Source organism: Aquiflexum sp., from assembly GCF_041751335.1.
GTDB lineage: Bacteria > Bacteroidota > Bacteroidia > Cytophagales > Cyclobacteriaceae > Aquiflexum.
The window spans coordinates 1-12,089 of record NZ_JBGSXS010000071.1 but is presented as its reverse complement, the minus strand read 5'-3'; the positions used below and the strand labels follow the sequence as shown (position 1 = coordinate 12,089).

10 protein-coding genes are annotated in these 12,089 nt (G+C 40.7%); 6 read left to right on the top strand and 4 right to left on the bottom strand.

Annotated features, from left to right (window positions below):
* The 3 genes from ACEW8U_RS04335 to ACEW8U_RS04325 form a co-directional block, all read right to left on the bottom strand.
* On the bottom strand, positions 1-599 hold a 599-nt coding region (locus ACEW8U_RS04335; RefSeq protein ID WP_373520808.1), incomplete at its 3' end, for a hypothetical protein.
* The gene (locus ACEW8U_RS04330; RefSeq protein ID WP_373520807.1) at positions 583-912 is read right to left on the bottom strand and encodes a Bro-N domain-containing protein; all 330 of its coding nucleotides are present in this window, start codon (positions 910-912) and stop codon (positions 583-585) included. The genes ACEW8U_RS04330 and ACEW8U_RS04335, both read right to left, overlap by 17 nt.
* A gap of 238 nt (positions 913-1,150) precedes the next feature.
* Positions 1,151-1,276, bottom strand: coding sequence for a hypothetical protein (locus tag ACEW8U_RS04325; protein ID WP_373520806.1), 126 nt, complete (start codon positions 1,274-1,276; stop codon positions 1,151-1,153).
* A 56-nt stretch (positions 1,277-1,332) separates the two neighbouring features.
* On the opposite strand from ACEW8U_RS04325, the gene ACEW8U_RS04320 reads away from it, so the two are divergent.
* The gene (locus tag ACEW8U_RS04320; protein WP_373520805.1) at positions 1,333-3,858 is read left to right on the top strand and encodes a M14 family zinc carboxypeptidase; all 2,526 of its coding nucleotides are present in this window, start codon (positions 1,333-1,335) and stop codon (positions 3,856-3,858) included.
* A gap of 491 nt (positions 3,859-4,349) precedes the next feature.
* Here the strand turns inward: ACEW8U_RS04320 and ACEW8U_RS04315 are convergent, their stop codons facing one another.
* Complete coding sequence (locus ACEW8U_RS04315; RefSeq protein ID WP_373520804.1) at positions 4,350-5,879, bottom strand: TolB family protein; 1,530 nt, start codon at positions 5,877-5,879, stop codon at positions 4,350-4,352.
* 377 nt (positions 5,880-6,256) lie between these two features.
* Here ACEW8U_RS04315 and ACEW8U_RS04310 point away from each other — a divergent pair, with 377 nt between their 5' ends.
* The 5 genes from ACEW8U_RS04310 to ACEW8U_RS04290 all read left to right on the top strand — a co-directional run bounded on the left by ACEW8U_RS04310 (position 6,257) and on the right by ACEW8U_RS04290 (position 11,760).
* Positions 6,257-8,422, top strand: coding sequence for a carboxypeptidase-like regulatory domain-containing protein (locus tag ACEW8U_RS04310; RefSeq protein ID WP_373520803.1), 2,166 nt, complete (start codon positions 6,257-6,259; stop codon positions 8,420-8,422).
* 12 nt (positions 8,423-8,434) lie between these two features.
* Positions 8,435-9,088 carry a hypothetical protein gene (locus tag ACEW8U_RS04305; RefSeq protein WP_373520802.1) on the top strand — a complete coding sequence of 218 codons (654 nt, stop codon included), beginning with the start codon at positions 8,435-8,437 and terminating at the stop codon, positions 9,086-9,088.
* Between the two features lie 91 nt (positions 9,089-9,179).
* Entirely contained in the window at positions 9,180-9,890 is a 711-nt protein-coding gene (locus tag ACEW8U_RS04300) for a CPBP family intramembrane glutamic endopeptidase (RefSeq protein ID WP_373520801.1), read from the top strand.
* Between the two features lie 53 nt (positions 9,891-9,943).
* Positions 9,944-11,011: a sensor histidine kinase gene (locus ACEW8U_RS04295; RefSeq protein ID WP_373520800.1), complete on the top strand. Its 1,068-nt coding sequence runs from the start codon at positions 9,944-9,946 to the stop codon at positions 11,009-11,011.
* Complete coding sequence (locus ACEW8U_RS04290; RefSeq protein ID WP_373520799.1) at positions 11,008-11,760, top strand: LytR/AlgR family response regulator transcription factor; 753 nt, start codon at positions 11,008-11,010, stop codon at positions 11,758-11,760. The genes ACEW8U_RS04295 and ACEW8U_RS04290 overlap by 4 nt, the downstream gene beginning before the upstream one ends.
* The last annotated feature ends 329 nt before the right edge of the window (positions 11,761-12,089 follow it).

The window sequence follows — 12,089 nt, the reverse complement described above, 5'->3', positions numbered from 1 at the left end:
TCAATGAATGTTCCCACGGCAACGTCCATTGGCACCAACACGGTCAGCCCGACAAATTTGTCTGCCGGATCTACGGTTTCAACAATGCAGTTTAAGTCTTTGGCCACAAGGTTTACCTGCTCTTTTATTATATTCTTTTGTGCAGTGGTAAAGGGTTTGTCCGAAACTGGCAGCATGAGAAAGTAAAATCTCAATTTGTCCTTTTGTCCACCCAATCCACTAATAATAAAGCCTGTGTTTTCATCTGTCAACATGCTTTCAAGGAGCATTCTGCATTCTTGTAATGCCATAACTGCCCATTTTCTAAGGTCATTGTCGGGATGCAGGTAATATCTCTCAATTTGTCGGTATGCAGTAATTGTCCCCAGATGAGCTAACAGCGTCATTGCCTTTTTCTTTCCTTCTATTTCCGTACGGCTATCACAGAGTATGTTGCCCAAATTGATGGTCTCTGCCTCGGTCAATTCGCCAAGGTCAAATGAATGGGAATAGTCAAGGTATTCTTTTTGTGTTTGAAGGTCGACTCCCTCTTCCAGAATATCGAACTTATCAGGAATTCCGTCTAAGAAATTCTGTAAGTCCTCAGGATTGTCTTTCATATTTAAATGGTTCTGCTTTTGGAGATGGGATGGATTGTATCAAGCGAAAAAGTTGTTCGGTATCGACTACATCTGTTAGTCTCATTTTACCGTCAGGAGCAGGCATTTTCAAACCGTTACAATTTGTAAAGGTTTCATTTCCCTCATCTTTTAGCCTTTTTTTTAAAACTCGCCAATATACCTGAGGATTAGGGCTTTCCGTCAAAACAGCAATAACATCTACTATAGACATATACCATTTTTCATTTTCCTCATCCCAGAGTGTTCTGACTGTTTTATCCTCAAAAACTTTTATTTCTGTGTCTTTCTTCATTGATATATCTGTTTCACTTTGGCCTGCATATCACTTTTTAATTGTGGCTCAATAATATAATCGATTTGGCTCAAAAAGTCATGGAATTGAATTGTATTTTTTTGTATAAAAAGTTAAATATTGGTCTAACTATCTTATGTAAAATTTTTAAAAACCCGTAAATCTCTAAGGATGTTCCATCTGCTTGGACTTTCAGCTTTCTCCATGTTTAAGTGCACTTAGCCATTATTAGAGACATTCATATTCCACATGCCTTTACTGTTCCGTTTCTCTTCAAGTTATTGTATGCGGGCGTTATTCTGTCATCCCATTCAATTCCGGCATAACCACCAACCATCACCCAATCCATCCATCTCCACTTCAAATACCTTGGAGGGTTTGGCAATTACTGTTAACTTTCCGACTCAAATATCAAATTCTATGAAAAAAATATATTGCTTGGTTCTTGCCCTTTTTATGGCAATAACCACCTTTGCCCAAAAAAGCCCTGAGGAATTTCTGGGTTACAAAATGGGAGACCGATTTACTCCACATCACCGCATAGTGGATTATTTTGAGCATTTGGCGGCATCACTGCCCAATGTCAAACTGGTTTATTATGGGGAAACCTATGAAAACAGACCGCTTTTTATAGCCATCGTATCCACACCTGAAAACATGGGCAATCTGGAAAATATCCGGTTGGACAACCTCAAGAGAACTGGAATGATAGATGGAACCCCATCCACCAAAGTTGCTCTGAATTGGATGCAGTACAATGTACACGGTAACGAGGCTGTGGCTACTGAAGCCGCGATGACTACTTTTTGGCAAATTGCTGATCCATCCAATAACCAATCCAAAGAATGGCTGCAAAACCAAGTGTTGATCCTTGACCCTTGCGCCAATCCGGATGGAAAAGACAGGTACACCATTTGGTACAACCAAAAGCAAAACTCAAGATTACAACCTGACCCACAGTCCATGGAGCACTTTGAACCTTGGCCGGGAGGAAGGCCTAATCATTATTTAATGGACCTGAACAGGGATTGGGCTTGGCAGACACAGAAAGAAACGGTACAGCGTATCGAACTTTATCACGAGTGGATGCCACATCTTTTTGTGGACTTTAATGAGCAAGGAATTGACTCTCCGTTTTATTTCGCTCCTGCAGCACAGCCTATACATGAGCAACTTTCTCCTTTCCAATTTGAATTCCAAACGCTATACGGCAAAAATACAGCCGCCAAGTTTGACGAGCAGGGATGGTTTTATTTTACCAAAGAAAGATTTGACCTGCTTTATCCGGCTTATGGAGATACTTGGCCAACCTATAATGGAGCCATAGGGATGACGATCGAAAAAGGTGGTTCGGGCCGTGCAGGTTTGGGTATGTTAAATTCCCTTGGCGATACTGTTACCTTAAAAGAAAGAATAGAACATCAACATGTGGCAGGTATTTCTGCAGTGGAAGTCACGGCCCAAAATGCTGCTAAATTAACAGATGAGTTTGCCAATTACTTCAAATCCAATAGCAGCAGCCCAAGGGCTAAATACAAAAGCTTCGTCATTAAGGGAGACCAAAATCCGGAAAGGGTGAATGCACTTTTGGAACTTTTGGACAAAAACAAAATCCAATATGGATTTGCGGGTAACCGTTCAGGATTGAAAGGTCTTGATTATTCCAGTGGAAAATCCGCCACCTTCTCCACTACTGACAAGGACATCATCGTCAATGCTTACCAACCAAAGTCCGTGTTGACCCAGGTTTTATTTGAGCCGGAAGCAACACTTCAGGATAGTATCACTTATGATATCACGAGTTGGGCGCTGCCCTATTCCTATGGTGTACAGGCATATGGGCTTGAGACAAAATTGGATGCTGCCAAGAAATTTGAAAAAACAGCATTTAAAGCAAATTCTGTCGATGGAAATCCATTGGCATACCTTGTTTCTTGGAATGCTACAAAGCATCCACAATTTTTGGCAGCCCTATTAAATGAAAAAATCCGCGTAAGATTTGCAGAATATAGCTTTGAAATGGAAGGGAAAATTTATCCATCCGGAACCTTGATTATCCATAGAAATGGCAATCAATATTTATCAGATTATGACCAAAAAGTGGTAAGTGCCGCAAACAAATTTGAAATCAACTTAAATCCAACCAACACCGCCTATGTGGACAAAGGAAAAGATTTTGGTTCCTCTGATGTAAAAGCAATCGTTGCGCCTAAAGTGGCACTTTTGGGTGGTGACGCGGTTTCTTCTTTGAACTTTGGGGAACTTTGGTATTTCTTTGAGCAGGAACTTGACTATCCAATCAGTATTTTGGATGCCAACAACCTAGCAAGGTTTGATTTGAGCAAATACAATGTCATTTTGATGCCCTCGAGCCGAGGTGGTTCCATATCTGAAAATAACATCAAAAAAGTGATGGAATGGGTAAAAGCAGGTGGAAAACTCATCGCATTTGAAAATGCATTGAATACTTTTGCTGACAAAGACGGATTTGACCTTAGCAGGTATGATACTGAGGAAGAGAAAAAAGCGGCCGAAAAAGAGGAGAAAGAAATCCAGAATGTAGAAAGATTGGAGCCCTATCAGGAACGAGAAAGAATGGGGATTTCCACATCAGCGGCAGGTGCGATTTACGAATTGAAAATCGATGAATCCCATCCACTTGGATTTGGATTGGGCGGAAAGTTCTATACTCTTAAAAACAATGACTCCCGATACGCTTACCTTGACAAAGGTGTCAATGTAGGAATTATACCAAATAATGAGGCATATAGATTCGGATACATCGGAAATAAAATCAAACCCAAAATGGCCCAATCCATGGTCTACGGTGTGGAAAATCAAGGTAGAGGACAAATCGTCTACATGGCCGACAACCCAATGTTCCGTTCCTTCTGGGAAAGCGGCAAGCTCTTGATCTCCAACGCAGTCTTCTTTGTCGGACAGTAAACCTTTTCGGTCTATAACCTTTGGGGTCTTTTTTTGACCCCGAAGGTTTTGAACCTTAAATAGGAGCACTTTAACCTTTGAGGTTTTTTTAACCTCAAAGGTTTCTGTAAACGGACCCCTATTCACGAAGACTAAGTTTTCCTGAAAAAATCTTGCTTAAACCCTAAAAAACCAACGAATCCGCCACGGTGGACTCATGGGTTAAGGTTGCCCCTTTCAAGCACCACATAGAATCATAGAGCACATAGTTCTTCTGTCCAATAGCCAACTTAAGCTTTAAAAAAAATCTTAAATTTTCTATGTGAGCTACATGGACTATGTGGTAAAATATTTCTTCTAAGAAATTTTCTAAAAGCTTAGGAGTTCAGTCAAAAGACTCTAAACCTTCGAGGTTTGATAAAAAACCTCAAAGGTTTTGTTCTTTAAACAGACCCTTATTCTTCAAGGAAAAAGCTTTTTCAAAAAAACCCTTTGAGTCCGCCGCGGCGGACTCAAAGGTTTCTCCCTGAATTACTGACAAAAGCGATCGACTGACTGTCGGGGGACCAAGAAGGCACGTTGATAGTCCCTTGTCCACCATATAAATATCCAACGACCCTTGGTGCACCTCCTGAAGTGGACATCATTTTTAGGGTAACTCTTTTGTAGGAAGGGTGATCATTCACGGGAATATCTTCAGGAAAGGAAATATAAACCATCCATTTACCATCAGGAGAAATATGGGGAAACCAATCGTTGGTTTCGTCGAAAGTCAGTTGTTCCGGATTGGACCCATCCGGTTTCATTCTCCAAATCTGCATGGTGCCGGATTTACTGCCATTGTAATAGATGTATTTCCCATCAGGGGAATATTCACAGCCATCTACATGTTCCCCTAGATTTGTATTGGTCAGAGCCACTTCTTCCCCTCCTTTGATATTTTTTTTATAAATGTCGTACGTTTTCTTCTCGCCTCGGGAAGCCACATATAGCACTTCTTTGCCATTAGGCGACCATCCATGCCAGTAAGAAGGTGTCTCTTCAGTGACTAATGTCGGTTCGCCACCCTCCAAAGGTAGCACATATACCGTCGATCCCCAACCGGGATATCCTTCTCTTTGATGGCTAATGGCCAGCATTTTCCCATCAAATGAAATCCCATGGTCATTGTTGTTTCGGTCAGCAAATCCAGTATTGAGTTTTTCTAAATTTCCTTTTTCTACAGGGATTTTATAAAGTGCCCCATCCATATTGATCAATAATTTTTTCCCATCCGGCATCCAATTAGGCGCCTCAAAGCGGCCATCTTTTTCAAAAATGACTTTTCTAACTCCTGTAAAAACATTCATGGTTTCCAGTCTACACCCCAGGTATCCTTCTTGTCCGGGATTGTAATTTGCCACAGCAGGCTTGTCTAATCTTACATTCCAAGCTTTCGCTTCTTCCAATACATCTTCATTGTGCGAACCGATAAAGATGCCCGCCAAAACTGCGTTTCTCATTACCGACATTTTATGGGAACCGATTACTTGTAGTGGTTCACCGGAGTGGGCAGCCCGCATGATAAATTCATCTCCGGTTCGCTCCAATTGCAGGATGGAGTAATGGCTCTTTGGAGCAAAAATTTCATCCTCCGGATCCCGCATAAATGCCCCTTTCATCTCCCTCCATTGTAAAACTGTCAAACCATCTCCGTGTAGTGTTGCGGTGATATGGGCAGCATTCTCATCCTCAGATTCCCTCACCATCAATCCGACTTTTCGGTGTAAGTCAACTCCTTCACCTACAAATTCAAAATTAGCAGTTAAAATAAAATCTCCCTCTATTTTGTCAAATGCATAATGAAACTCATCCCTTTCAAACCAGATATTATATCCGGCTCCTTGAAGATGGTAAGTTTGGGTTTCCTTATCATAGACCGTTTTTCCCTTAAGTTTGGGATTTCCAATGTCTTTGCTATGGCTGAATATGCCAACTTTTCCATCTTGGGCAATGGCAATCTGCATTAGCAAGAGGCCAAATAATGTGATCAGGTATTTCATAGGTCTTTGGATTTTGACAGTAATTAAATCAATAATTCAGGTATTGTCTATCAATTTGTGATAGTTGGGGAATTTTGATCAACAATGAAGACTCCCCGGAGGCAAATACACTTGCGGAATTCAATCTCTCCCAGATTTATGGCTTCTAACTACCCAAAAGAGATTCTTCATTTCGCTGAAAAATTCTTCAAAAAAATCTGACTTTTGAACATCTCATTCAGAATGACGAGCACCCTTTAGTCTACTGTTACCTAAACATCGGTCATCGGACACCCGTCATCAACTACCTACACTTCAGTCCCCCTATTCCACACTTCAGTCAACTTTAATTTTTTCACCGCTGATTTCGACCCAATTTTGGATCAAATATTATTGTCATGAAAACAATTTTTGCAATCTGTTTGATCTTTATAGTCAATTCCGCATTGGCCCAGACCACCATAAATGGTGTCGTCAAGGATCAAAAAGGTGTGACAATACCCGGGGTCAATATTTTTCTAAAAGGAACTTTTGAAGGCACTTCTTCTGAAATTGATGGAACCTATATTTTGGAAACGGATGAAGAAGGAACTTTTACCTTGGTTTTTCAATCAATGGGATTCAAATCCCAGGAATTTGAGGTGATGCTTGATAGAACCCCTCAGACCTTAAATCCCATTTTAAAAGAAGCCATCAATGAAATGACTGCCGTGACCATATCCGCAGGGGCTATGGAGGCTTCGGATGAAAAAAGAGCCGTGGTATTACGACCTGTCGATATTGTCACGGTGCCTGCTGCGATGGGGGACATCATCGGGGCATTTCAGACTTTGCCGGGAACAGCCAATGTGGGAAATGACGGAAGGTTGTTTGTACGTGGAGGTGATGCGACCGAAACAGCCATTTTCATAGACGGACTTAAAGTAGGCAATGCATTTGGGACCACTGCTTCAAATGTGCCCACTAGGACACGTTTCAATCCCAATTTATTCAAGGGTTCATTTTTCAGTACAGGAGGTTATTCGGCAGAATATGGCCAGGCACTTTCGTCTGCTCTGGCTCTGAACACGGTGGATTTTCCTGTGAGGAATCAAGGTGATATCAGCATTATGTCTGTTGGTGGAGGTTATACACAAACTTTGGCCGGAGAAAAAAACAGCCTAACAGCTTCCGCCAACTACTTTGACCTATCTCCCTACCAAGCAATGATTAGGCAAAACTTTGATTGGGAAAGGGCACCTTATGGATGGGATGCTGAGATCTCAGGCAGACAAAAGTGGGGTATAAACGGGGTAATAAAAGCTTATGCACATACAGAAGCGAGCGGAATGAAAATCTGGCAACCTATGCCTGGTTCTGATGAACGTGGCCAATTGGTAGGTGTACAAAACCAATACACTTTTGCCCAAACATCATTCAAACAATTAGGAGAAAATGATTGGAGTTATTACGGTGGGGTTTCTTATTCAAACAATGTGGACAAATTTGACATCGGTCAGATGGAGATGAGAAACCAAAATCAATTGTTCCACAGCAAACTGACTACGATCAAAGGTTTTTCGGAGAAGTTTTCAGTGAAGACCGGTATTGAGTCCTACTTGTTCAATTATGAAGAAGCTTTGATCTCAGAAGATTTGAAAAGGGATTACAATGACCATCAGACCATCCTGTTTTCAGAAGCTGATTATTATGTCAACAACAGGCTGGTATTTCGAGGAGGAATTAGGGCAGGACATAGTTCTTTGGCCGGTCAAAGTTGGTTAGATCCCAGGATTTCTTTGGCCTATAAATTCGACCATGAAGGACAGCTTTCATTGGCAGCAGGACAGTTTAGTCAAATGCCTGTTGAGACATTAAGGATCATCGATCAAAGCATGCAGAATACCCGAGCGGACCATTTGATCCTGAATTACTTTCTGGTCAAAAATGGCCGGACTGTTCGGGCAGAAGCATTCTACAAGGACTATAAAAAACTCATTACCTATGAAGTGGCCCAATTATTTCCAATGCCTTTGGGATTTGACAACATTCAGCAAAACGGGGAAGGCTATGCCCGTGGGATGGATATATTTTATAGGGATCAAAAGAGCTTCAAGAACACTGACTTTTGGGTTACCTACAGCTTTGTGGACAGCAGGAGAAAGTTCGCCCATTTCACCGAAATGGTACAGCCTGGCTTCGCTCCCCGCCACAATGGTTCGATAGTGGTCAAGCATTTTATTTCCTCTCTTAAATCACAATTGGGAATTTCTCTGAGTGCCAATGATGGTTATACTTATGAGAACCCAAACCTACTAGGGCAGATGAATTCAAAGACCAAAAGCTTTCAGGATTTGAGTTTGGGCTGGAGCTATCTGGCCAAACCAAACCTGATCATCCATTTGGCCTGTTCCAATGTTTTGGGCAGGGACAACATTTTCGGCTACCAATATGCCAATGAGCCCAATGAGAACGAATTTTATGAAGGAAACCCAATACGACTTCAGGCGCCAAGATTTCTTTTTTTGGGAATCTTCCTGACGATTTCAAAAGACAAAAACGCAAACAATTTAAATAACCTATAAACTATAAAAACCATGAAAAAATACAGTCTTGCCATTATTGTGATGATGCTGATTTCTTTAATGACAAAAGCATCCAATGAAGCCTATGAAAAAGCCATGCTCAAAGAGCTACAAAATATGAAAACCGCTGTCAGTCCCGAAGACCTAAAAAAGGTTGCCAATGGCTTTGCCCGAATTGCCCAGACGATGCCGGAGGAATGGCTACCGGAATATTATGCAGCTCTTGCCTTGGCCAATGCCGGATTTAGAAGTGAAGGTGGGGCAAACGTCAAGGACCCACTTTTTGACCAAGCCAAAAAGCATGTGGATAAGGCTGTCAAAATTTCTTCAAATAATTCAGAAATTGTGGCCTTGCAAGGTTTTATTACAATGGGTGAATTGGCCGTTGATCCCGGTTCCAGGGGACAGCATTTGTCCGGTTTAGCCATGCAGACCTTTGGTAAAGCTGTTGAACTCAACAGACAAAACCCGCGGGCAATTATGATGCTGGGTCAGATGGAGTTGGGAATGGCCCAGTTTTTTGGACAGGGTCCAGAAAAGGGCTGTGGATTGATCAATGCAAGTTTGGAATTGTTTGAAAAAGAAGCTGATACAAAAGAGGATGGGACTTTTCTGCCTACTTGGGGAAAAGAAATGGCACTTCAGATCAAACAGAATTGTCAGTAGCAGATCAGACCTGCCAGGTTTTGAAAACCTGGCAGGTCTGAATTTTTGGAAAGAATTTCCTCATTCTTTAGCTTTAACAACCACTAATTCCATGGAGCAACTCAGCAAATACAAGAGCATCTTATTCCATCTATATCCAGGGATATTGATCACCCTTGGATTTGTATTGATAACTCCGATAATGGTCAGAAATGGTTTCCCACCCCAACTGAGTATGATGGTTTGCATTGTGTTTGTAGCAGTACCTGTTTTTATATTTCATTTGATTCAGGCACAAAAAGGTGAAAACAGAACTAAAATAATTCAATTAAATGGGTTTCGGGAAAAGTTACCAACAGACAAATTGATCTTGTATAGCTTTGGACTTTTGGTTTTTGCTTTTTTGATGTGGGGACTTTTCCAACCTATAGACCTGTTCCTCGCAGAACATGTTTTTTTCTGGTTGCCGGACTGGTACACGGTTCAGGATTTTGAAGGATATTCTAAGGACATTATAAAAATCACGCTGATTATCAATCTGGTTCTAAACGGTATTCTGGCACCAGTAATAGAAGAATTTTATTTTCGTGGTTATTTGTTGCCCAGGATGGAAGTTTGGGGGAAATGGGCATTTGTTGTCAATACAGTTTTATTTTCTCTTTACCATCTTTGGCAGCCTTATATATATTTGACCTTGATAGCCGCACTGCTCCCGATGACTTATCTTGTTTGGAAGACCAAAGACTTGAGATTGGCAATCTTAACCCATTGCTTGCTAAATTGCGTGGGGGCATTCCTTTCCTTTGGTCTTGTTCTTTCTTGAATGATTTAATAGAAATAAAATTTATCACTTCGGAAATCAAAACCTTCACCAACATGCTCCACAAAAACTTATATAGTTCAGATCGGATTTTTTCATCATTGTGGAGGTTTGTTTTATTGAACTTTTCGATAGCATTGTTTTTAATGTTATTGTTCTGCCCCAATTGTTTTACTTCCATTGAAGGCCTTAAAAATATCTTCCCGGACTTTTTATTCTCTTTTCTTGTATCCAGTACTTTGAGTTTTGGGGGTTATTGGACTGATACCTTGCTCGACAGTCGGTTACCTTGGGTAAAATATCCAATGGCGAGGTTGTTGGTAACAGGCGTGGCGTACTCTTTTTATTGCTTTTTTTTCAGCTTTATCATTGTCTTTATTGTAGTCTATCTCAAAGGTCAATTTGAATTATCAAATATTCCCTGGAAAGCCCTACTTCAATATACTAAAACACCAATCATAATCGGTCTGAGCTTTATGGCTTTTTTCACCGCCCGCTCTTGGCTATATGAATGGAGGAATGCAGCAATAGAGGCAGAACAATTGAAATCCGAGCAGATTGCCAGTCAATACCAATCACTTAAAGATCAATTGAACCCACATTTTCTATTTAATTCACTCAATGTACTGAGTAATCTTGTCTATGAAAGTGCTGACAAATCCGCAGAATTTATCCAACAATTGTCCAAAATCTACCGCTATGTGCTTGAAGTACAGCAAGAGGAATTGGTGGGATTGGATAAGGAAATTGGCTTTGCTGAGAACTACCTGAACCTGCAAAAAATCAGATTTGAAGGAAGTCTGGAATATTTTATCGACGTACATCAGCTAAAAGGGCATTACCTTCCGCCATTATCACTTCAGCTATTATTGGAAAATGCCATCAAACACAATATTGCAAGTCTGGAGAAACCACTTAAAATCATGATAGAACAAACAGATAACAATTTAATTGTGCGCAATATTCTTCAGCCGAAATTGACCAAAGAATATTCGAAAACCGGTATAGGATTGCCCAATATACAAAAACGCTATGCCCTGTTAAGTGACCACATTCCAAAAATCAAAGAAACAGAAAAGGAATTTATAGTAGAACTTCCCCTGCTAAAACTCAACGGCGCATGAACATACTTTTGATAGAAGATGAAAGACCGGCAGCCAATAGGCTTAAACAGCTCATTTTGGAATTGCTTCCCTGGGCAAATATCTTTGGACATTTGGACAGCATTACTTCGGCAGTCGAATGGTTGCAAACCAACCCTGCCCCGGACCTTATTTTCTGTGACATTCAATTGGCAGATGGATTGAGTTTTGAAATATTCGAAAGGGTCAAGGTCAGTTCTCCCATCATTTTCACTACAGCCTTTGACCAATACGCCATCAAGGCCTTCAAGCTCAACTCAGTTGATTACCTGCTTAAACCCATTGATCCCAAAGAACTGGCCGGCGCCATAGACAAATACAAAAACCAAAAAATCAAATCCACCATTGATCTCAGTCAAATCCAAGACCTGCTTCAGCCACAGAAAAAAGATTATAAATCCAGGTTTATGGTCAAAATAGGAGAGAAAATCTTATCCGTATTGACTGATGAGGCTGCTTTTTTCATGAGTGAAGAGCGGGTAACTTTTTTGCAGACCTATGAAGCGAAACGCTACATTTTGGATTATACTTTAGACCAATTGGAAGAAATGCTTGACCCCAAAAAGTTTTTCCGGCTGAACCGAAAATACATTTCCTCTTTTGAAGCCATTTCCGAAATCCATACTTATTCCAATAGCCGCCTGAAAATCAAATTGGGCAATTGTAGCGACAATGATATTTTAGTCAGTAGGGAGAAGGTTGGGGCGTTGAAGGAGTGGTTGGATGGATAGGGATGGAAGGAGAAAGGATGAGGGAGGAAGGATATGGGAAAAAAAAATTACGAATGACGATTTACGGATTACGAGGTTTTTTTGTGTTCAGTTCAGCAAATCATTTGAAAAGCGAGAATCTGAAAGAATAAGGGATGAAGGGGAAGTGCCGTCATTCTGAATGGAGCTAATGGTAATTCTAAAATTTTGAAGAAACTTCTCAGCAAAATTAAGAATCTCTTGGGGAAAGTCTTATGGTAAAAGTTTGGTTAAAGTACAAAATAAAAGGATCGTGTCACTTAATACCTAAAATCCGCAGGATTTTAGTTTGGTTAATTCAGATTTAAATA